The 18,869-nt window shown below is 71.7% G+C and carries 20 protein-coding genes and 1 pseudogene; 8 read left to right on the top strand and 13 right to left on the bottom strand.

Features of this window, described 5'->3' with window-relative positions; genetic code table 11:
* Positions 1-209 precede the first annotated feature (209 nt).
* Positions 210-779: an O-methyltransferase gene (locus ACGFIQ_RS06050; RefSeq protein ID WP_393240392.1), complete on the bottom strand. Its 570-nt coding sequence runs from the start codon at positions 777-779 to the stop codon at positions 210-212.
* A 298-nt stretch (positions 780-1,077) separates the two neighbouring features.
* Between ACGFIQ_RS06050 and ACGFIQ_RS06045 the strand changes: the two genes are divergently transcribed.
* Complete coding sequence (locus ACGFIQ_RS06045) at positions 1,078-2,628, top strand: S1C family serine protease (RefSeq protein WP_393240389.1); 1,551 nt, start codon at positions 1,078-1,080, stop codon at positions 2,626-2,628.
* Between the two features lie 76 nt (positions 2,629-2,704).
* Positions 2,705-3,130: a preprotein translocase subunit TatB gene (locus ACGFIQ_RS06040; protein WP_393239775.1), complete on the top strand. Its 426-nt coding sequence runs from the start codon at positions 2,705-2,707 to the stop codon at positions 3,128-3,130.
* A gap of 137 nt (positions 3,131-3,267) precedes the next feature.
* Here the strand turns inward: ACGFIQ_RS06040 and ACGFIQ_RS06035 are convergent, their stop codons facing one another.
* The 3 genes from ACGFIQ_RS06035 to ACGFIQ_RS06025 all read right to left on the bottom strand — a co-directional run bounded on the left by ACGFIQ_RS06035 (position 3,268) and on the right by ACGFIQ_RS06025 (position 6,422).
* Positions 3,268-4,416: an Mrp/NBP35 family ATP-binding protein gene (locus tag ACGFIQ_RS06035; protein ID WP_393239772.1), complete on the bottom strand. Its 1,149-nt coding sequence runs from the start codon at positions 4,414-4,416 to the stop codon at positions 3,268-3,270.
* A gap of 76 nt (positions 4,417-4,492) precedes the next feature.
* A complete protein-coding gene (locus ACGFIQ_RS06030; protein ID WP_393239769.1) occupies positions 4,493-5,143 on the bottom strand; it encodes a DUF1003 domain-containing protein in 651 nt (216 codons plus the stop codon).
* Entirely contained in the window at positions 5,136-6,422 is a 1,287-nt protein-coding gene (locus tag ACGFIQ_RS06025) for a magnesium transporter MgtE N-terminal domain-containing protein (RefSeq protein ID WP_357521140.1), read from the bottom strand. Before ACGFIQ_RS06025 ends, ACGFIQ_RS06030 begins: the two co-directional genes overlap by 8 nt.
* A 33-nt stretch (positions 6,423-6,455) precedes the next feature.
* Between ACGFIQ_RS06025 and ACGFIQ_RS06020 the strand changes: the two genes are divergently transcribed.
* Positions 6,456-7,325, top strand: a complete 870-nt coding sequence (locus ACGFIQ_RS06020) for a PhzF family phenazine biosynthesis protein (protein ID WP_393239765.1) — start codon at positions 6,456-6,458, stop codon at positions 7,323-7,325.
* A 12-nt stretch (positions 7,326-7,337) separates the two neighbouring features.
* On the top strand, positions 7,338-7,868 hold the full coding sequence (locus tag ACGFIQ_RS06015) for a hypothetical protein (RefSeq protein WP_393239762.1): 531 nt from the start codon (positions 7,338-7,340) through the stop codon (positions 7,866-7,868).
* A 190-nt stretch (positions 7,869-8,058) separates the two neighbouring features.
* Here ACGFIQ_RS06015 and ACGFIQ_RS06010 read toward each other — a convergent pair.
* A pseudogene (locus ACGFIQ_RS06010) lies at positions 8,059-8,577 on the bottom strand (HAD family hydrolase); the annotation flags it as partial.
* 105 nt (positions 8,578-8,682) lie between these two features.
* Between ACGFIQ_RS06010 and ACGFIQ_RS06005 the strand changes: the two are divergent.
* Positions 8,683-9,639: a DMT family transporter gene (locus ACGFIQ_RS06005; RefSeq protein WP_393239759.1), complete on the top strand. Its 957-nt coding sequence runs from the start codon at positions 8,683-8,685 to the stop codon at positions 9,637-9,639.
* A gap of 31 nt (positions 9,640-9,670) precedes the next feature.
* Here the strand turns inward: ACGFIQ_RS06005 and ACGFIQ_RS06000 are convergent, their stop codons facing one another.
* Positions 9,671-9,946 carry a hypothetical protein gene (locus tag ACGFIQ_RS06000; protein ID WP_393239756.1) on the bottom strand — a complete coding sequence of 92 codons (276 nt, stop codon included), beginning with the start codon at positions 9,944-9,946 and terminating at the stop codon, positions 9,671-9,673.
* A 10-nt stretch (positions 9,947-9,956) separates the two neighbouring features.
* Positions 9,957-10,781 carry an SDR family NAD(P)-dependent oxidoreductase gene (locus tag ACGFIQ_RS05995; RefSeq protein ID WP_393240387.1) on the bottom strand — a complete coding sequence of 275 codons (825 nt, stop codon included), beginning with the start codon at positions 10,779-10,781 and terminating at the stop codon, positions 9,957-9,959.
* Between the two features lie 125 nt (positions 10,782-10,906).
* Between ACGFIQ_RS05995 and ACGFIQ_RS05990 the strand changes: the two genes are divergently transcribed.
* Positions 10,907-11,863, top strand: a complete 957-nt coding sequence (locus ACGFIQ_RS05990; RefSeq protein WP_393239753.1) for an HpcH/HpaI aldolase/citrate lyase family protein — start codon at positions 10,907-10,909, stop codon at positions 11,861-11,863.
* Between the two features lie 76 nt (positions 11,864-11,939).
* Here the strand turns inward: ACGFIQ_RS05990 and ACGFIQ_RS05985 are convergent, their stop codons facing one another.
* Positions 11,940-12,464, bottom strand: coding sequence for a DUF4190 domain-containing protein (locus ACGFIQ_RS05985; RefSeq protein WP_393239750.1), 525 nt, complete (start codon positions 12,462-12,464; stop codon positions 11,940-11,942).
* A gap of 119 nt (positions 12,465-12,583) precedes the next feature.
* On the opposite strand from ACGFIQ_RS05985, the gene ACGFIQ_RS05980 reads away from it, so the two are divergent.
* Positions 12,584-13,489, top strand: coding sequence for an SDR family NAD(P)-dependent oxidoreductase (locus tag ACGFIQ_RS05980; RefSeq protein ID WP_393239747.1), 906 nt, complete (start codon positions 12,584-12,586; stop codon positions 13,487-13,489).
* 23 nt (positions 13,490-13,512) lie between these two features.
* Here ACGFIQ_RS05980 and ACGFIQ_RS05975 read toward each other — a convergent pair whose 3' ends face one another.
* Positions 13,513-13,968 carry a DUF4190 domain-containing protein gene (locus ACGFIQ_RS05975; protein ID WP_393239744.1) on the bottom strand — a complete coding sequence of 152 codons (456 nt, stop codon included), beginning with the start codon at positions 13,966-13,968 and terminating at the stop codon, positions 13,513-13,515.
* A gap of 176 nt (positions 13,969-14,144) precedes the next feature.
* On the opposite strand from ACGFIQ_RS05975, the gene ACGFIQ_RS05970 reads away from it, so the two are divergent.
* Entirely contained in the window at positions 14,145-15,341 is a 1,197-nt protein-coding gene (locus tag ACGFIQ_RS05970; RefSeq protein ID WP_393240385.1) for an acyl-CoA dehydrogenase family protein, read from the top strand.
* A 219-nt stretch (positions 15,342-15,560) separates the two neighbouring features.
* Here ACGFIQ_RS05970 and ACGFIQ_RS05965 read toward each other — a convergent pair whose 3' ends face one another.
* From ACGFIQ_RS05965 to ACGFIQ_RS05950, 4 genes are all read right to left on the bottom strand, one after another.
* Positions 15,561-15,968 carry a CoA-binding protein gene (locus ACGFIQ_RS05965; protein WP_357075807.1) on the bottom strand — a complete coding sequence of 136 codons (408 nt, stop codon included), beginning with the start codon at positions 15,966-15,968 and terminating at the stop codon, positions 15,561-15,563.
* Between the two features lie 71 nt (positions 15,969-16,039).
* Positions 16,040-16,996, bottom strand: a complete 957-nt coding sequence (locus tag ACGFIQ_RS05960) for a hypothetical protein (protein ID WP_393239741.1) — start codon at positions 16,994-16,996, stop codon at positions 16,040-16,042.
* Positions 16,993-17,583 (bottom strand): RNA polymerase sigma factor, encoded by a 591-nt coding sequence (locus ACGFIQ_RS05955; protein WP_393239738.1) that lies wholly within the window; start codon positions 17,581-17,583, stop codon positions 16,993-16,995. Before ACGFIQ_RS05955 ends, ACGFIQ_RS05960 begins: the two co-directional genes overlap by 4 nt.
* A gap of 212 nt (positions 17,584-17,795) precedes the next feature.
* Positions 17,796-18,842 carry an Rv2578c family radical SAM protein gene (locus tag ACGFIQ_RS05950; RefSeq protein ID WP_393239736.1) on the bottom strand — a complete coding sequence of 349 codons (1,047 nt, stop codon included), beginning with the start codon at positions 18,840-18,842 and terminating at the stop codon, positions 17,796-17,798.
* Between the last annotated feature and the right edge of the window lie 27 nt (positions 18,843-18,869).

Genomic DNA, 18,869 nt, shown 5'->3' with positions numbered 1-18,869 from the left:
GCGCGGCACGGCTCCCCGCGCGGCACGGCTCCCCGCGCGGCACGGCTCCCCGCGCGGCACGGCTCCCCGCGCGGCACGGCTCCCCGCGCGGCACGGCTCCCCGCGCGGCACGGGTTTTCCGCGCGATCTTGCACTTTCTGCCCCGACTTTCAGGGGCATTCCCCTTGAAATCGGCGACAGAAAGTGCAAGATCGGCGGGATGGCCTGGATCAGCACTTCACCGCGGCGAGCACACCGTGACCGACCGGGAGTAGCGCGGGGATCCAGTGCTCCGACTCGCGGACCGCTTTGATCGTCTCGCGGACGGTCACCGTCTCCGCGTCCCGCGCGGCCGGGTCACCGATCCGGCCGCTGGCCAGCACCCCGTTGAGCGCGAGCACGCCGCCCGGGCGCAACAGCCGCAGCGCGGCCTCCACGCAGGCATGGAAGCCGGTCGCCTCCGCGTCCACGAAGACCAGGTCGTACGCGCCGTCGGCCAGCCGGGGCAGCACGTCGAGCGCACGACCGGTGATGATCCGCGTGCGGCCGGCCGCGAAGCCCGCCTCGGCGAAGATCCGTCGCGCGATCCGCTGATGCTCCACCTCCACGTCGATCGTGGTGAGCACACCGTCGGCGCGCATGCCGCGCAGCAACCAGACCCCGCTCACCCCGGTGCCGGTGCCGATCTCCACCACCGCGCGGGCGTTGCCGGCGGCGGCCAACAGTCGTAACGCCGCGCCCGCGCCGGGCGTGACCGCGTCGAGGCCCACCTCCAGGGCCAGGCTGCGGGCGGTGCGCAGGACGAGATCCTCGGTGACGTAAGACTCGGCGAACTGCTGAGCTTGGGCGGTCGAACTGCCGGTACCGGCGACCGTGGCGATGGGGCACCTCCGGGGGCGGTGCGTGGTGCGGGGGCGGGTTGGCACTGTGAGCGTAGAGGCGACAGTCGTGGGGCGCAGTCGGGCCTCCGGCTGAAGCGATCACCGGGTCAACCGCTGACCCCACCGCGTGCATCCGTGCAATCCTGGAAGCGGTATCCCGTCAGCCGCGACCAAACGGCCCGTGGCCGGGCGACGCGGCGCGGGATCCGGGGACGGACTGGGAGGCACCAACGTGACCGACGGCTGGGACTGGCGCCGGGGCGGTGAGACTCCGGCTCCGGCGCGACCGCCCGGGGCAGGGGCCCCACCGGCGGGACTGCCGACCACGCCGGGCGTCGGCAGTACGCCCGCTGCCGTGCCGCCGGGCAGTGCGCCGGCTGGGCCGCCGGCGGGCGGGTCGGCTGTGCCGCCGGGTGGTCCGTCGGCTGTGCCGCCGGGCGGTGCGTGGGCTGTGCCGCCGGCCGGCGGGTCGGCATACGGGTACCCGGCGGTGTCGCCGGTGAGGAATGGACCGGCTGTGGGGCCGTCGGCGGGCTGGCCGGTGGCGACCGCCGGCGCGACCGGTGCGTCGCCCTGGTGGTCGGACGCGCTCGCCGATCCCTGGCGGGACCCGGCGGCGCCGGCCGCGGTGGTGGTGCCGGGGGTGGTGGTGGCCGGCACCGAGCCCGAGCCGGTCTCCGATCCGGACGCGCCGGGTCGGCCGAAGCTACGACACCTGTTGCTCATTCCCGTGCTCACCGCGCTGCTGGCCGGAGCCCTCGGTGGGGCGTTGGGCTACGCGTTCGCGGTACGCGGCGGGGTTGGTGGTGGGGTGGTGCTCGGCGGTGCGCCAGCGGAGGCGCCAGCGCTGGCCCAGCGCAAGCCGGAGTCGCTGGCCGGTGTCGCCGAACGTGTCCTGCCCAGCGTGGTCACCGTCCGGATGAGCAGCCTCGGCGGGACCAGCGAGGGCTCCGGGTTCATCGCCACCGCCGACGGTCATGTGATCACCAACGACCACGTGGTGGCCGGCGGCAGCGGTACGGCGTCGGTGGTCTTCAACGACGGCAGCACCGCGCCGGCGACCATCGTCGGTCAGGATCCGGAGTCGGACATCGCGGTGATCAAGGTGAGTCGTACCGGGTTGCGGCCTGTGGAGTTCGGCGATTCCGACTCGTTGGCGGTCGGTGACCCGGTGCTCGCCATCGGCTCGCCACTGTCGCTCGCCAACACGGTCACCGCCGGCATCGTGAGCGCCCTGGACCGGACGATGCAGGCCGGTGAGCCGGGTGGCCCGATGCGCTACTACGCGGCCATCCAGACCGACGCCGCGGTCAACCACGGCAACTCGGGCGGGCCCTTGGTCGACGGCGCCGGACGGGTGGTCGGAGTGAACTCGACAATCAAGTCACTTGTCGCCGAGGGGCAGGAAGCGGGCAACATCGGGCTCGCCTTCGCCATCCCGATCAACCAGGCCAAGCGGGTGACCCAGGACATCATCGGCACCGGCAAGGCCCGGCGTACGGTGATCGGCGCCCGAGCGGAAGGCCCGACCGGGGCCGCCGGGGGTGGCCTTCGGCTGGCGGAGGTGGAGCCGTCCGGGCCGGCGGACAGCGCCGGACTGAAGGTCGGCGACGTCATCCTCAAGATCAACGGGCGGCCGATGACCGAGCCTACCGACCTGACCGCGTTGGTCCGCAAGTTCGCGCCCGGCTCGGTGGTGTCTGTCGAGTTTCGACGGGGCTCCGCCCGGCAGAACACCTCGGTAACTCTCGCCGCGGACGCGAAGTGAACAGCGGCTCACCCCTTGCCCGAAGGTCGGGCGGCGTGCGTAGTCTTGCTGCTGACGCCGAGAGGAGGCCCGCGGGATGCTCGACAACCTGAACTGGTGGGAGATCGGTGCGCTGCTGCTCCTGGCGCTGTTGATCTTCGGTGACAAGCTGCCCACGGTCATCAACGACGGCCTGCGGCTGGTGCGCAACCTGCGCAACATGGCCCGTAACGCCACCGGTGACCTGAGTCGTGAGCTGGGCACCGACATCCAGCTTGAGGACCTGCACCCGAAGGCGTTCATCCGCAAGCACCTCCTCAGCGAGGAGGACGAGGCGGCGATCCGCAAGCCGTTGCAGGGCGTCTACGACAACCTGCGGGCGGACGTCAGCAGCGTGCACGACGACCTGAAGGACGTGGCCAGTGCCGCGGACCTGCGGTCGAACGGCACCGGGCCCGGCACCGCCACCAGCAGCAGCGCCCCGGCCCCGGCACCCCGCGTCAGCTACGACGACGCCACCTGACCGCCAGCCATCCCACCCGCAGGTGTTGGCCAAGATCGACTCGGTCTTCGGTAAGTCGGCCGGTCAGTGGGGGCGCGAGATGCCCCAGTTTTCAGAAAGCCGAGTCGATCATGCCGACCAGCGGTCAGCGGTCGGCGTCAGCGGCCGGCGGGCTTGAGGCCGAGCGGCTTGCCGAGCAGCGAATCGCGGCGTAGCGCGAGCCGGTCGGCGACCGCGCCGAGGGCCTGCGCGGCCGGGGACTCCGGCTCGGCCAGCACGATCGGGTTGCCGGCGTCGCCGGCCTCGCGGACGCGGGTGTCCAGCGGGATCTGACCGAGCAGCGGCACCTGGGCGCCGATGGTCCGGCTCAGCGACTCGGCGACGGCCGTGCCGCCGCCGGCACCGAAGATCTCCATCCGGGAGCCGTCCGGCAGCTCCAGCCAGGACATGTTCTCGATGACGCCGACCACCCGCTGGTGGGTCTGCAGAGCGATCGCACCGGCCCGCTCGGCCACCTCGGCGGCGGCGGTCTGCGGGGTGGTGACGATCAGGATCTCCGAGTTGGGCAGCAGCTGGGCCAGTGAGATGGCGACGTCACCCGTGCCCGGCGGCAGGTCGAGCAGGAGCACGTCCAGGTCGCCCCAGTAGACGTCGGCCAGGAACTGCTGCAACGCCCGGTGCAGCATCGGGCCGCGCCACACCACCGCGGCGTTGCCGGAGGTGAACATGCCGATGGAGATCACCTTCACGCCGTGCGCCTGCGGCGGCATGATCATGTCCTCGACGCGGGTGGGCCGGGCCTCCGTGCCGAGCATCCGGGGCACCGAGTGGCCGTAGATGTCCGCGTCGACCACGCCGACGGAGAGCCCGCGGGCGGCGAGCGCCGCCGCCAGGTTGACCGTCACGCTGGACTTGCCGACGCCGCCCTTGCCGCTGGCCACCGCGTACACCCGGGTGCGCGAGCCGGGCTGGGCGAACGGGATGACGGGCTCCTCGGTGGCGCCGCCGCCGCGCAGCTGCGCCTGCAACCCCTGCCGCTGCTCGGGGGTCATCACACCGAAGTCGATCTCCACGCCGGTGACGCCGGGCACCGCGGCGACGGCGGCGGTGATGTCGTTACGCAGCTTGTCCTTCAGCGGGCAGCCGGCGACGGTGAGCAGCAGCTCGACGCGTACGACGCCGTTGGCAGCGATCGTGGCGGAGCGGACCATGCCCAGCTCGGTGATGGGCCGGCGGATCTCCGGGTCGTTGACGGTGGCCAGGGCGGCCTGGATCGCGTCCTCGACGGTGCTCACGGGTGCTGACATGCCCGCAATGCTACGTCGCGGGGCATCCGTTGCCGCCGCTGCCCGGTGCGGTGTGAGCCAATCGATGAGCCGTCGATCAGCTGTCGGACCGGCGCGGCCCGGTGCCGTCCGGCCGGGCGTCCCGGACGAGGTCGCCGTCCAGGTCGTCGCGTGGCTCGTCCAGGCCGACACCGTCGGTCGGTCGTTGGCTGCGCTTCTCCTGCCGGCTGTCCTTCTCCTGTTGGCGGCGTTCCAGCCGCTGCCGGCGCTGCCCCATCTCGTCGAGTTCCTCGGCCAGTCGGGCCAGCTCGGAGCGGAGGAAGTCGCGGGTGGCCACCTCACCCAGCGCGATCCGCAGCGCCGCGATCTCCCGGGCCAGGTACTCGGTGTCCGCCTTCTGCGCGGTGGCTCGCCGCCGGTCCTCCTCCAGGGCCACCCGGTCGCGGTCGGCCTGCCGGTTCTGTGCCAGCAGGATCAGCGGGGCCGCGTAGCTGGCCTGCAACGACAGCACCAGGGTCAAGAACGTGAAGGTGTACGGGTCGAAGCGCAGGTTCGCCGGGGCCAACGTGTTCCAGACGAACCAGATCGTGATCACCACCGTCATGACGACGATGAAGTTCGCGGTCCCCATGCCCCGGGCGATGCCCTCCGACCACCTGCCGAACGCCTCCGCGTCGAACCGGGGCAGCTTGATGCCCCGGGGCTCACGCGGCTGGTCGAGCCGTTCGTTACGCCGCTGCTCAGCCATCCGCGCCGTCCAGCGCCGCGTCGGTGGTGCCCGGGGCGGTCAGGGCGTCGCGGTCCCGCCAGTCCCGGGGTAGCGAGTGGTCCAGCACGTCGTCCACGGTCACCGCGCCGACCAGCCGGTTGCTCCGGTCGATCACCGGCATGGCGACGAGGTCGTAGGTGGCCATCCGCCGGGTGATCTCCGGCAGCGGGGTGGTCGGGCGCAGGGGGTCGATGTCGTTGACCACCACCTTGCCCAGCAGGTCGGCAGGAGGCTCGCGCAGCAGCGCCTGGAAGTGCACCATGCCCAGGTAGCGGCCGGTCGGGGTGTTCTGTGGTGCCCGGGTCACGAAGACCTGCGCGGCGACGGCGGGGGACAGCTGTGGCTCCCGGATCCGGGCCAGCGCCTCGGCGACTGTGGCGTCCGGCGGCAGGATGACCGGCTCCGAGGTCATCACACTGCCCGCCGTTCCGGGCGTGTACTTCAGGAGCTGACGCACCGGGTCGGCCTCGTCCGGCTCCATCAGGTCCAGCAGCACGTCCTGCTCCGGTGGGGGCAGCTCGTTGAGCAGGTCGGCGGCGTCGTCCGGGTCCATCTCCTCCAGCACGTCCGCGGCCCGTTCCCGGTCCAGCGCGGCGAGGATCTCCACCTGGTCGTGCTCCGGCAACTCGCTGAGCACGTCGGCCAGCCGCTCGTCGTCCAACGCCGCCGCGACCTCGTTGCGCCGTGCGTCGGGCAGGTCCTGAAGCGCGTTGGCCAGGTCGGCCGGTCGCATGTCCTCCAGGACGGCGAGCAGATTCGCCGTACCCCGGTTGTCGGCGATGCCGCTGAGGCCGCGCACCCGGTCCCACTCGACCTGGTGCAGGTGGCCGCGGCGGCTGAGCCGACCGGTCTGCTCGCGCACGGCGACACGGGTCAGTGACCACTCGCCGCCTCGGGTGCACTCCATCGCGACGTCGACGACCGTGCCGGGCTGGCCACCCGGGTCGAGTTGCACCCGCCGGTCGAGCAGCTCCTGGAGGACCAGCAGCTCGTTCCCGCGCTTCTCGAACCGGCGCAGGTTGAGGGTGCCGGAGCCGAGCACGACGGCGTCCGCGTCGATGGAGGTGATCCGGTTGATGGACAGGAAGATCCGACGACGCATCGGCATCTCGGCCACGAGGCCGACAACCTCCGGCGGTCGTTTGGTCGCCCGTAGCCGTGCCACGGCGTCGCGAACCCGGCCCACCTGGTCACCGTTCGGGTCGAAGACGGCGACTCCGGCGAGACGGGCGATGTAGACCCGGGTCGGCGTGCTCACGGGCACCAGCCTAAGCGCCTAGTGTTTATCAACATGTCGACCTTGGCCTACGAGATCGTGGACGTCTTCACCGACCGCCCCTTCGCCGGCAACCCGCTGGCCGTGGTGTTCGGCGCCCAGGGGCTGGCCACCGAGCAGATGCAGGCGCTCGCGCTGGAGTTCAACCTCTCCGAAACGGTGTTCGTGCTGCCGCCTACCCAGGTCGGAGCCACCTACCGGGCCAGGATCTTCACCCCGGTCGAGGAGTTGCCGTTCGCCGGGCACCCCAGCGTCGGTGCGGCGGTCACCGCGAGCCGGCGGGGCATCTTCGGTGTGGGGCAGGTCACTCAGGAATGTGCGGCGGGGGTGCTGCCGATCGAGGTGACCCTGACCGGGGCGACGCTGACCGGTGGCGCCCCGACCCTCGGGCCGGAGTTGGACCCGGAGCCGTTGCTGGAGATCGCCGGGTTGACCGCGGACGACCACGTCGGGCCCGCCCCACGCGTCGCCGGCTGCGGGCTGGAGTTCCCGTACCTGCCGGTGCGGCCGGAGTCGGTGGCCCGCGCCCGCGTGCAGCCGGCGGCGGCGCAGCGGTACGGGGTGTCGCAGGTAAGCATCTTCTCCTGGGACGCCGCCGCGCAGAGCGCGCACGCCCGGGTGTTCGTGCCGGGGATGGGCGTCCCGGAGGATCCGGCGACCGGCTCGGCGGCGCTCGGTCTCGGTGTGTGGCTGGTGGCGACCGGGCTGCTGCCCGGCGAGGGGCTGTCGGAGTACGCGGTCCGCCAGGGTGTGGAGATGAACCGCCCGTCCGCGCTGACCTGCACGGTCACCGCGGCGAACGGGGTGGCGGTCGGGGCGACGGTCGCCGGCCAGGTGATGCCGGTGGCCCGGGGCGAGATCAGCGTTCCGCCCTTCGTGGGTTGAGCGGAGGCACCGATGCGGGAGGATGCGGGTGTGACGGACGAGGACGCCCCCGGCGGCACGCCGCTTGTCGACGAGGCGATGAAGAAGGCCGCCGTGGCCTGGGTCAGCGTGTCCGGCGGGCCGGCGCTCGCGCTCTGGTGCGCCCCGCTCGAGGGCGCGCTGCTGGTGGTTTCCGGGCCGGGCGAGCAGGCCGCGCCGGGCCTCGCCGACGCAACCGAGGCGCAGGTCACCCTGCGCGGTGACCACGGCGGTCGGATCGTCACCTGGCCGGCCCGGGTGAGCCGGGTGCAGCCGGGCACCGAGGCGTGGGACACCGCCGCGCCCCTGGTGGCGGCGAAGCGCCTCAACGCGCCGGGCCCGACCGCCGACCTGGTGGCCCGCTGGGCCGCGGACGGGTGCGCGGTGAACCGACTCAGCCCGGCGGGCACGCCGTTGGCCGGCGCGGACCTGCCGGCCGACGCGCAGGCCGAGCCACCCCGGGCCACCCCGGCGGTCCGGGCCACCCGCAAACCGTTCCGCCTGCACCGGGTCCGCCGCCGCTGACCGCCCGCCCGCCCAACACTTCGACATGGCCGTCGACGAGGGTGAGCACCTCACCCAGTGCGCCGAGGGTGGGCCCCCGCCAGTCCAGGTCGGCGTTGAACACCAGGTGCGTTTCCAGGTCCGGCGTGGCGAGTCGGACGGCGGTCATCCCGGCCCGCTCGGCACCGGTCAGCTCCTGGCTGCCGCCGTCACCGACGTACAGGCAGTCGGCGGGCGTGAGCCCGAGCCGTTGGCACGCGGTCAGGTACAGCACCGGATCCGGCTTGCACCGTCCTACCTGCACCGAGAAGACCCGCACGTCGAGCAGCGGGGCCACCGCGAGCTGTGGCAGAAAGGCCGGCAGCTCGTGCGTACAGTCACTGATCACACCGGTGTGCAGGCCGCGCTGGCGCAGGGCCGCCAGGACGGGCACCGCGTCGGCCCGCAGCCAGGTGTCCGCGCGGACCGCCCGGTGCCGCGACGCCACCGCCGCCCGCACCGCATGGTCACTCGGGTGTACGCCGGCCTGGGCGCACACCCAGCGCAGGGTCGCCTCCGCGTCGCCCAGTCGGCCGGTGGCCCGCTCGTAGTAGGTGCGGTCCAGCACCTCGGTCAGGGTGTCGGTGGGGCACCCGAGCAGCTCGGCGGTGCCGACGTGCGCGACACCACGCTGCACCGGTCGGGTCAGGGTGCCGAAGAAGTCGAACAGCACCGCCTGGTAGCTGGGCATGGGGGAGGGCCTCCGGGCGGTAGGGGGTCACCGACGGGACCCGCGTGATCGTAACGGAGTGCTGACCCTCCGTGCTGACCGTCATACGTGTGAGGATTACGTCCCGTGTCCCCACCTCCACACCGCCCGTCCCCGGACCTGCTGACCACCGGCGCGGTCGGCCTGGCCGTGGTGGCCGTGTCGTCGTCCGCGCCGCTCATCGCGTACGCGGCCGCCCCCGCGCTGGCCATCGCGTTCTGGCGCAACCTGCTCGCGGTGGCCGTGCTGAGCCCTTTCGCGCTGGCCCGGCGCCGCGCCGAGTTCCGCGGGCTGACCCGAGGCGTCCGGCGGCGGGAGGGCCTGTTCTGCGTCCTGTCCGGGGTCGCGTTGGCTGGCCACTTCGCCACCTGGGTGCCCAGCGCCCAGCTCACCTCCGTCGCCACGTCCACCGCCCTGGTCGCCACGCAGCCGGTCTGGCAGGGGCTGATCGCCCGCGCCCAGGGGCGGCAACTGCCCCGGGTGGTGTGGATCGGCATCGCGGTGGCGGTCGGCGGCGCGGCGATCGCCACCGGGACCGACGTGGGTGTCTCCGGCAGCGCCGTCCTCGGCGACGTGTTGGCGCTGGCCGGCGGTCTGTTCGCGGCCGTCTACACCGCCTTCGGTGAGCGGGCGCGCGCCAGCATCAGCACCACCACCTACACCACCATCTGTTACGGAATCTGCGCGCTGATCCTGCTGGTGGTGTGCCTGGTCGGCAGCGTACGGCTGACCGGGTTCGACGGGCACACCTGGCTGGCGATCCTGGCCCTGGTGGCCGGCGCCCAACTGCTCGGGCACTCGATGTTCAACTACGCCCTGCGGAAGATCTCGGCGACCACGGTGAGCGTGCTGATCCTGCTGGAGGCGCCCGGCGCGGCTCTGCTCGGCTGGGCCTGGTTGGGTCAACTGCCCCGCCCGTACGCGCTGGTCGGGATGGCGCTGCTGCTGGTCGGGGTGGCGGTGGTGGTGCTCGGCGGTGGTCGGGCCGCTCGCCGGGGCACACCGACCGCACTGCCGGCCGACCCGACCCCGTTGGACGGCTGACCGCACGGCCCAGCCGGGTTGCGGCGGGCGCTCAGACCTCGTGGACCTCGATGACCCGGGTCGTCGGAGCGGCTTCGCCGAGGGTGGCCCGCAGCGCGGCCCGCTCCGGGTCGGCGAGGAACGATTCGTAGCCGGCCCGACCCTCGAAGTGGATCACGTGCACCTCGGTCTGCCCGTCGGTGCCGCGCAACCGGCGTTCCAGGTGGCCGCCGTGCCGCCCGAGCAGGGCCAACACGGCGTCCTCGTATCGGTGCCCGGCAGCCTCGGCCCCGACCGGAAACTCGACGAGCGCGACAAGAGTCAGCATGCCGGCCACGTTAGGCGTCGAGACCGACGGCCTTGGCGCTGGCCGCCCAGAGCCGGGCGGCGAGCTGTGGATCGGCGGCCTTCCGGTACGGCCGGCGCAGCCGACGGTCGCTGTAGTAGCCCCCGTCGACAAGCCGGGAGCGGTCCTGGTTGGCCAGCCACACCAGGGTCTCGGCGGCCTTCTCCGGGCTGCGGAACGGTATGACCCGCATGCCGAACGCCACGAACTTGCTGTCGTTCGCGAACCGGGTGCGCACCGCCCCGGGGTGGAAGCTGTACGCGGGAATGCCCGGCCAGCGCCGGGCCGCCTCGGCGGTGAACAGGATGTTCGCCTGTTTGCTGGTGCCGTACGCGCCTATCGAGAGATAACGGCGCAGCGGGGCGTTCAGGTCGTCCGGGTCGAGCGAGCCGAAGCGGTGTGCGCCGGAGGCGGTCACCACGATCCGGCCCACCCGGTCGGCGAGCAGGTTGGTCAGCAGGAACGGGGCCAGGTGGTTGGCCTGGATCGACATCTCGAAGCCGTCGACGGTGCGCAGTGGTTGCAGTGCGATCGCCCCGGCGTTGTTGGCGAGCACGTCGATCCGGTCGTACGCGGCGCGGAGTTGCTCGGCCAGTCGGCGTACGTCGTCGAGGATCGCGAAGTCGGCCCGGAACAGCTCGGGGCGTTCACCGGAGTTCTCCCGTACCCGTTCCGCCGCGGCCTGGAGGCGGGCCGGGTCCCGCCCGACCAGCACCACCCGGTCACCCCGGCAGGCCAGGTGCACGGCGGCGGCCAGGCCGATGCCGGAGCTGGCCCCGGTCACCACCACCAGTCGACGCCCAGTGAGATCTTCCACAGGTCCATTCACCCCGGTCATGGCGCGAGGCTACCGTGACGTCACAACGCCCTTTGGGATCGTTAGGTTTCCCACGAAGTCAGGTGGCGTCGGCATGCCCGCCGGACGCTGGAAGGAGCGCATCCATGGCCGCAGTCGGTCGTCCCCGCCGGTCGTGCCTAGCGGTGCCGGGTTCCAGCGTCAAGATGCTCGGCAAGGCCCAGGGGCTCCCGGCCGACCAGGTCTTCCTGGACCTGGAGGATGCCGTCGCCCCACTGGCGAAGCCGGACGCGCGCAAGAACATCGTGGCCGCGCTCAACGAGGGTGACTGGGCCGGCAGGACCCGGGTCGTGCGGGTCAACGACCTGACCACCCCGTGGACCTACCGGGACGTCATCGAGGTGGTCGAGGGCGCCGGCGCGAACCTGGACTGCCTCATGCTGCCGAAGGTGCAGAACGCCGAGCAGGTGCACTGGCTTGCCCTGCTGCTCACCCAGATCGAGAAGACGCTCGGCCTGGAGGTCGGCCGGATCGGCATCGAGGCGCAGATCGAGAACGCGGCCGGTCTGGTCAACGTGGACGCCATCGCCGCCGCCTCGCCGCGGCTGGAGACCATCATCTTCGGCCCGGCCGACTTCATGGCGTCGATCAACATGAGGTCGTTGGTGGTCGGCGCGTTGATCCCGGACTACCCGGGCGACCCGTACCACTACATCCTGATGCGGATCCTGATGGCCGCCCGGATGCACGCCCTGCAGGCCATCGACGGTCCCTTCCTGCAGATCCGGGACGTCGACGGCTTCCGTGCGGTGGCCAAGCGCTCGGCGGCGCTGGGCTTCGACGGCAAGTGGGTGCTGCACCCGGGTCAGATCGACGCCGCCAACGAGGTCTACCAGCCGGCGCAGGCCGACTACGACCACGCCGAGTTGATCCTCGACGCGTACGAGCACTACACCTCGGAGGCCGGCGGCAAGCTCGGCGCGGTGATGCTCGGCGACGAGATGATCGACGAGGCGTCGCGCAAGATGGCGCTCGTCGTCGCCGCGAAGGGCCGGGCCGCCGGGATGAGCCGTACCTCGTCGTTCACCCCACCGGCCGAGTGACCGGTCGGGCCGGGACGACCGCCGCCGGCTGTCGACCTGGCCCGAAACCCGGCGGTACGCCGACCCTGCCCGTCGGTCAGTAGCTGCTGTCGTTGCTCGCGCCCGTGGTGACCGCGAGGATGATCGCGCCAACGTAGAAGAGGATCAGCAGCCCGAGCAGCCCGGTGAGGATCCAGCCGACGATGATGGCGGCCTTCGCCATCCCCGCACCGCCCTCGCCGCTGAGCCGGATCTGCTTCTGCGCCACGTGCCCGAGGATCGCGCCGACCGGCGCGGTGATGCAGGACGCGATGCCGACAAGCGCGAGGACCAGCGCCGCGATCGCCATCCCGTTGGTCTTCTGCGCGGCCGGGTAGCCGTAGCCGGGGTACTGCGGGGGATAACCGGGCGGGCCGTAGGCGGGCGGGGCGTAACCCTTCATCGGCTCACCGAACGGCGGCTGGCCTCCGGCGTACGGGTCGGCCGGCGCGTACGGGTCGGCCGGGCCGGGTTGGGTGGGCACCGACTGACCGGCCACGAGGGTCGGGTCCGGTGCGGGGCTCGACGGCTGAGCCGACCACGTGGGATCGGACCAGTTGCCGGGTGGCGGGGGATTGGTCATGCGAGCTCTCTTCGTCAGGTCGGGATGCGCTGTCAGGGTAGCCAGCACACCCCAAACCCGACGCCCCCACTACCGGGTGCCGCGTTGCTCGGGCCGGTCCTAACAGGCAGGATCCTGGCATGGCATTCGACGCGCGCGCCGCGGACCGTTCCGGCAGCCGACCCAGACGGGACGTCAGCCGCCCGGGCGGGGCCCGACGCGCCCGCGCGGCCACGCCGGCGGGCAACCCCGGCCCGGACGAGCCGGTCGCCCTCACCGACCCGGTGACCATGCGGCTCGACGGGCGGGTCGCCCTGGTGACCGGGGCGGGCAGCCCGGACGGCATCGGGTACGCCACCGCCCGGCGTCTCGTCGACCTGGGCGCGCGAGTGGCCATCGTCTCCACCACCCGGCGCATCCACGAGCGGGCCGGCGAGCTGGGCGTGACCGGCTTCGTCGCGGACCTGACCGACGAGTCCGAGGTCGGCGCGCTGGCCGACGCGGTCGCCGAGCAGTTGGGCGACGTCGAGGTGCTTGTCAACAACGCCGGCCTCGCCAGCCGAGCCAGCCAGGGGGTGCTCCGGCCGGTCGCCCAGTTGACCTACGACGAGTGGCGCGGCGAGATCGACCGCAACCTGTCCACCGCCTTCCTGTGTAGTCGGGCGTTCATCGGTGGAATGGCCGAGCGCGGCTGGGGTCGAATCGTCAACCTCTCGGCCACGGCCGGCCCGGTCAACGCCCTGCCCACCGAGGCCGCGTACGCGGCCGCGAAGGCGGGGGTGGTCGGGCTGACCCGGGCACTGGCCATGGAGATGATCGCCGACGGGGTGACAGTCAACGCGGTGGCGCCCGGCACCATCTACACCGCGGCGTCCACGATGGCCGAGATCAAGCAGGGGCTGGGCACGCCGGTGGGTCGACCGGGCACTCCGGACGAGGTCGCCGCCGCGATCAGCTTCCTCTGCTCGCCGGCCGCCTCGTACATCACCGGTCAGATGCTTGTGGTGGACGGCGGCAACAGCGTCCGCGAGGCCCGCTTCCGCTGACCGGTGCGGGGCCGGCCCGTTCGTCAGTACCCGCCGCCGCCGTCGCCGGTGTTGCCCAGCGCCACCAGGGCCAGCCAACCGCAGCAGGCCAGCAGGGTGAGCCCGGTGAACACGTACCCGAGGATCAGCCCCCAGGTGGCGAGCTGGTCGCCCTCCTCGCCGCTGGTGCGGATCTGCCGCTTCGCCACGTGACCGAGGACGGCGCCGGCCGGCGGGAACACGAAGGCGAACACCAGGGACAGGATCGCCAGGATGTTGGTGCCCCGGCCGGGGCCGGACGGGGGTGGGCCGTACTGGCCGTAGGGGCCCTGCGGAGGGTACGACGGCTGCTGGCTCCAGTGCGCCGGCGGGTCCGGCTGCGGCGCGTACGGTGGCTGGCCGCCCGGCGGTGGCGCGTACGGTGACTGGTCCCGAGGTGGCTCGTAGGGTGACGGCGGTTGGTCGTCTGCCGGCGGTCCCGACGGCGGCGGGTAGCTCACAGCTGTCCTCCTCCTGCCGGTGCCGGAAAAGTCCCTCTTGCCGGACGCTACCCGCAGCGGTGAACCTTTTCACAGCGGTTGTGGGGACTGGTCACCTTGGCCCGGTCGGCGCGGAGACCGATACTGACCCAGCGTTCAGTTACCCACGAGTAGTGCGCGGATCCCCGGAGGCTGAGATGGCCCGACTCGCCCAGACGCCCGGCCTGACCGACGTGCAACAGGCGATCCTGGAGACCGTTCGGGAGTTCGCCGACAAGGAGATCATCCCGCACGCGCAGCGGCTGGAGCACGCCGACGAGTACCCCACCGACATCCTCGACGGGATGCGCGAGATGGGGTTGTTCGGCCTCACCATCGACGAGGAACACGGCGGGCTCGGCGAGTCGCTGCTCACCTACGCGCTGGTGGTGGAGCAACTGTCCCGGGGCTGGATGTCGATCTCCGGCATCGTCAACACCCACTTCATCGTGGCGTACCTGATCTCCCAGCACGGCTCCGCCGAGCAGAAGGCCCGCCTCCTGCCGAGGATGGCCACCGGCGAGGTGCGCGGCGCGTTCTCCATGTCGGAACCCGGTTGCGGTTCGGACGTCGCGGCGATCGGGTCTCGCGCCGTACGGGAGGGTGACAACTACGTGCTCAACGGCCAGAAGATGTGGCTGACCAACGGGGCGTACTCCTCGGTGGTGGCCACCCTGGTCAAGACCGACACCGGCGCCGAGTCGGTGTACGGCAACATGAGCACCTTCCTGCTGGAGAAGGAGCCGGGCTTCGGCGAGACGGCCCCCGGCCTGACCATCCCCGGCAAGATCGAAAAGATGGGTTACAAGGGTGTCGAGACCACCGAGATGATCCTCGACGGGGTGACCGTGCCCGACTCGGCGATCCTCGGTGGGGCCGACCGGGTGGGCCGGGGCTTCTACCAGATGATGGACGGCATCGAGGTGGGCCGGGTCAACGTGGCCGCCCGCGCCTGCGGCATCTCCATCCGCGCCTTCGAGTTGGCCGTCAGCTACGCCCAGCAGCGCAAGACGTTCGGTCAGCCGCTCGCCAAGCACCAGGCGATCGCCTTCAAGCTCGCCGAGATGGGCACGAAGATCGAGGCCGCGCACGCCCTCATGGTCAACGCCGCCCGCCTCAAGGACGCCGGTCAGCGCAACGACGTCGAGGCCGGGATGGCCAAGCTGCTCGCCTCCGAATACTGCGCCGAGGTCGTCCAGGAGTCGTTCCGCATCCACGGCGGCTACGGCTACTCCAAGGAGTACGAGATCGAGCGGCTGATGCGGGAAGCCCCGTTCCTGCTCATCGGCGAGGGCACCTCGGAGATCCAGAAAACGATCATCTCCCGGGGCCTGCTGAAGGAATACAAGCTCTGATCCGCGCCTGCTGATCGGTCGCCCGCGGCAGTCGTCCTCCGGTCGGTCTGGCCGCGCCATCGGCCAGGAGCGTGATGACTGTGAGGCATCAAGATGACTCAGGGGCAGCACGCTCCTGACCGAGGCCCTCCGCGCCGACGGACCACTGGTCTCCAGTGCTCGCCGGCACCGCCGCGTCCCTGCCGCCGACCACCGGCGCCGGGCGCGGGCGGATTCGGGTTAGGTGAGGCGGGTGAGGTTGGCGGCGGCGCGTTCGACTATCAGGCACCGGTCTTCGACGTAGTCCATGCCGGCCTCTTCGGCGATCTTTCGCGCCTCGGCCGAGACGATGCCCAACTGCAGCCAGACCGCCGGGGCGCCGATCGCCGCCGCGTCCCGGACCACCTGCACGGCGTCGGCCGCCGGTCGGAACACGTCCACCAGGTCGACCGGGTGCGGGATGTCGGCCAGCGACCTGTACGCCCGTTCCCCGAACAGCTCGTCGACGGTCGGGTTGACCGGGATGATGCGCCAGCCGTACCGCTGCATCTGCAACGGCACGCCGTGCGCGGCCTTGCCGGGGTCGCGGGACGCGCCCACGACGGCGATCACGGCGGCTTCGGCGAGGATCTGCTGAGCGGTACGCACCCGCCGACTGTAGCGCCGTCCGCCCGACGGAGGCAGCCGCAGAGCCGCGCAGAACCAGGCAGGCCGGACCGTCAGTTGGCCGGCCCGCCGGGAAGGGTCGGGGCGGCGCCAGTGGTGTTCGTCGAGTCGCCCTTGGTCCTGCCCTCGAACTTCGTGTAACCGGCGGGCGGCGTCAGGTCGAAGTGGTTCAGGTTCTCGGCAGTGCGGGGCAGCCACTCGAAGGTGCTGACCTCTGCCTTGTCGGTCACCTTTCCGCTCTTGTCGGCGACCGTCTTGTACGGCAGGAACGAGGTCTCGTCCACCCAGAGCTCGGCGGTGTAGGTCGCCGTTCCCGGCTTCAACCGCAGGTGCACGGTGTCGTGCCCGTCCACCTTCTCCTGGCCCACGATCTCCAGGCTCCCCTTGGCGAGCCAGGCCCTGATGCTCGCCGGGTCGTTCGGAACGAAGACCGTGCCTGTCGCGTCCTTCGCAGAACCGACGAACTCGAAGTACGTCCGCTCGGGGTGGCTGATCTGGGTGCCGCGCTGTTTCCCGTCGGCGACGATCGTCACCAGTGAGGAGTCCGGGCTGCCGTCGCCCCGGTAGATGTCGACCCGGGAGCGCCCGGTCTGCTTGTCCGTCCAGTAGTCGATCCGGCCGCCCGGGTAGGCGTCGCGGACCTTCACGACGTAGTCGTCCGCGTTGCCCAGCGCGGCCTGGGTCTGTGCGCTGACGTAGGTGATGTCGCGCAACTGCCACTGGCGAGACGTGTCCGTCGAGCTGGCGGAGGCTCCGCCCGGTTGACCGCCGTCGACCGTGCTCAGCGCGACACCACCGGCGGCGAGACCCGCCAGAGCGAAAGCGGTCGCGGTCGCAATCGCTGGCCGGCGCAGAAACCAGCGCTTCGGGGCCGGGCGCTGGTACAACGACCCGTTCAGGATCGCGTGCCGCATCCGGTCGGTGGCGTCCGCCGGAGCGCCGGTCAGGTCCTCGCGGAAGCCGACAAGCAGGTCGACGCCCGAATTGTCGGAGTCGGAATTGATGTTCATGCGGTTCCCTCGTTCGCAGACGTGGACGGTGCGTAGTGGGCGGGCATCGCGAGGCGCAGGCGTGCCTTGGCCCGGTGGAGGCGGGACCGGACGGTGCCCGGTGCCAGGCCGAGCGCGGAGGCCAGTTCCGGATAGTCCAGGCCAGCCCAGACATGCAGCAGGAGCAGATCGCGTTGGTCGTGCGGCATCGCGGCGAGCGCGCCGGCCAGTGCCTGCGTGGCGGCCTTGGCGTCGAGCCGTTCGTTGGCCCGGTCGGCGAAGTTGTGCTGACCGGAACCGCCGAGCGGGTCCGAACCCGACTTCTCCAGTGCCCGCAGCCACCGCACCTCGGCACGGTGGTAGTTGCGCAGCAGGTTGGTCAGGATGCCGAACAGCCACGGGCGTGCGTTGGCCACCGACGTGTCGTACCGGTCGCGTCGCGAGAACGCCACCAGGAACGTCTCGGCGACCAGATCCTCGGCGAGCTGTCGCCCGACCCGTCGGGCGCTGAAGTCGTACAGCCAACCGCCGTACCGCTCGTACAGCTCCCCGAACAGTTCAGGCGCCCCCGTTACCAACAGCGCGTCGGAGCGCTCGGTCACAGTCATGTCCCGATGGCCCCCTGGTTCGACGGTGTGTTCATACCTGGTTCTTGTCTGGCGCCGGCGCCAGGTTCCCGCCACCTCCGGCGCGAGGCGCACGCGAGCGCTACGTGTCGCACTGACGACTGTCCGTTGACCGCCACGTGCCGCGAGTGCACGAAGCAGGTGCGACCGATCAGCGTTTATGCAGGTAGAGGCGCCCTGCCCGGCACGTAAGGCTAAAGCAGGGTCAGCTGCTCGGCGGTCGGCGCAGGAGACGGCTCGGTCAGTTGGCGGTTGTCGCCCACCTCGGCGCGGTGCAGCCCGTGCCGGCGGGCCGCGATCCGCACCCGCGCGGTCAGCTCCCGCTGGTACGCCTGCGGCGCGTACGCACCGGCCCGGTAGAGCTCGCGGTAGCGGGGCACGAGGTGCGGGTGCTCCCGGGCGAGCCAGTGCGCGTACCACTCCCGGGCGCCGGGACGCAGGTGCAGGGGCAGCGGGGTCACGCTTGTCGCCCCGGCGGCGGCGATCGCCGACACGGTGGCGTCGATGGACTCGTCGCCGTCGCTGAGGCCGGGAAGGATCGGGGCCATCAGCACCCCGACCGAGAAGCCGGCGTCGGTGAGCGCCCGGACCGCGTCCAGTCGACGGCGTGGCCGCGGCGTGCCCGGCTCGACGGAACGCCAGAGCTGCTCGTCGACGAACCCCACCGAGAAGGAGATGCCCACGGTGGTGACCTCGGCGGCCTGGCGCAGCAGGGGCAGGTCGCGCAGGATCAGCGTGCCCTTGGTGAGGATCGAGAACGGGTTGGCGAAGTCCCGTAACGCCGCGATGATCTGCGGCATCAGCCGGTAGCGCCCCTCGGCGCGTTGGTAGCAGTCGACGTTGGTGCCCATCGCCACGTGCGCGCCCCGCCACTTCGGCGCGGCCAGCTCGCGCCGGACCAACTCACCGGCGTTGACCTTGACGATCACCTTCCGGTCGAAGTCCGCACCGGCGTCGAGATCGAGATAAGTATGAGTATTTCTCGCGAAACAGTAAACACAAGCATGAGAACAGCCGCGGTACGGATTGATGGTCCACTCGAACGGGACGCGGGACTGGCCGGGCACCCGGTTGAGGATGGACTTGGCCTGCACCTCGTAGAAGGTCATCCCGGCGAACTCGGGGGTGTCGAAGGTGCGGGCGACGGCGCCGGGCAGCGCCAGCGGCAGGGGTGGTGTCGCTGGCGCTGCCCGCTCGGGATCTCCCTCGACCGGGGGAGCGGTGAGGTTGTCCCAGCGCATGACCACTATTCGAACACGCGTACGAGT

It is taken from the genome of Micromonospora sp. NPDC048898, assembly GCF_043198035.1.
Lineage (GTDB): Bacteria > Actinomycetota > Actinomycetes > Mycobacteriales > Micromonosporaceae > Micromonospora.
Note: the sequence above shows the minus strand (reverse complement) of the source record. Positions and strands in the feature narration are given on the sequence as shown.

Excerpts from the sequence above, each read along its gene's own strand:
- ACGFIQ_RS06040 (WP_393239775.1), top strand. The coding sequence starts at position 2,705 with ATGCTCGACAACCTGAACTGGTGGGAGATCGGTGCGCTGCTGCTCCTG.
- ACGFIQ_RS06035 (WP_393239772.1), bottom strand. The coding sequence starts at position 4,416 with ATGTCAGCACCCGTGAGCACCGTCGAGGACGCGATCCAGGCCGCCCTG.
- ACGFIQ_RS06030 (WP_393239769.1), bottom strand. The coding sequence starts at position 5,143 with ATGGCTGAGCAGCGGCGTAACGAACGGCTCGACCAGCCGCGTGAGCCC.
- ACGFIQ_RS06020 (WP_393239765.1), top strand. The coding sequence starts at position 6,456 with ATGTCGACCTTGGCCTACGAGATCGTGGACGTCTTCACCGACCGCCCC.
- ACGFIQ_RS06015 (WP_393239762.1), top strand. The coding sequence starts at position 7,338 with ATGCGGGAGGATGCGGGTGTGACGGACGAGGACGCCCCCGGCGGCACG.
- ACGFIQ_RS06000 (WP_393239756.1), bottom strand. The coding sequence starts at position 9,946 with ATGCTGACTCTTGTCGCGCTCGTCGAGTTTCCGGTCGGGGCCGAGGCT.
- ACGFIQ_RS05990 (WP_393239753.1), top strand. The coding sequence starts at position 10,907 with ATGGCCGCAGTCGGTCGTCCCCGCCGGTCGTGCCTAGCGGTGCCGGGT.
- ACGFIQ_RS05985 (WP_393239750.1), bottom strand. The coding sequence starts at position 12,464 with ATGACCAATCCCCCGCCACCCGGCAACTGGTCCGATCCCACGTGGTCG.
- ACGFIQ_RS05980 (WP_393239747.1), top strand. The coding sequence starts at position 12,584 with ATGGCATTCGACGCGCGCGCCGCGGACCGTTCCGGCAGCCGACCCAGA.
- ACGFIQ_RS05970 (WP_393240385.1), top strand. The coding sequence starts at position 14,145 with ATGGCCCGACTCGCCCAGACGCCCGGCCTGACCGACGTGCAACAGGCG.
- ACGFIQ_RS05960 (WP_393239741.1), bottom strand. The coding sequence starts at position 16,996 with ATGAACATCAATTCCGACTCCGACAATTCGGGCGTCGACCTGCTTGTC.
- ACGFIQ_RS05955 (WP_393239738.1), bottom strand. The coding sequence starts at position 17,583 with ATGACTGTGACCGAGCGCTCCGACGCGCTGTTGGTAACGGGGGCGCCT.
- ACGFIQ_RS05950 (WP_393239736.1), bottom strand. The coding sequence starts at position 18,842 with ATGCGCTGGGACAACCTCACCGCTCCCCCGGTCGAGGGAGATCCCGAG.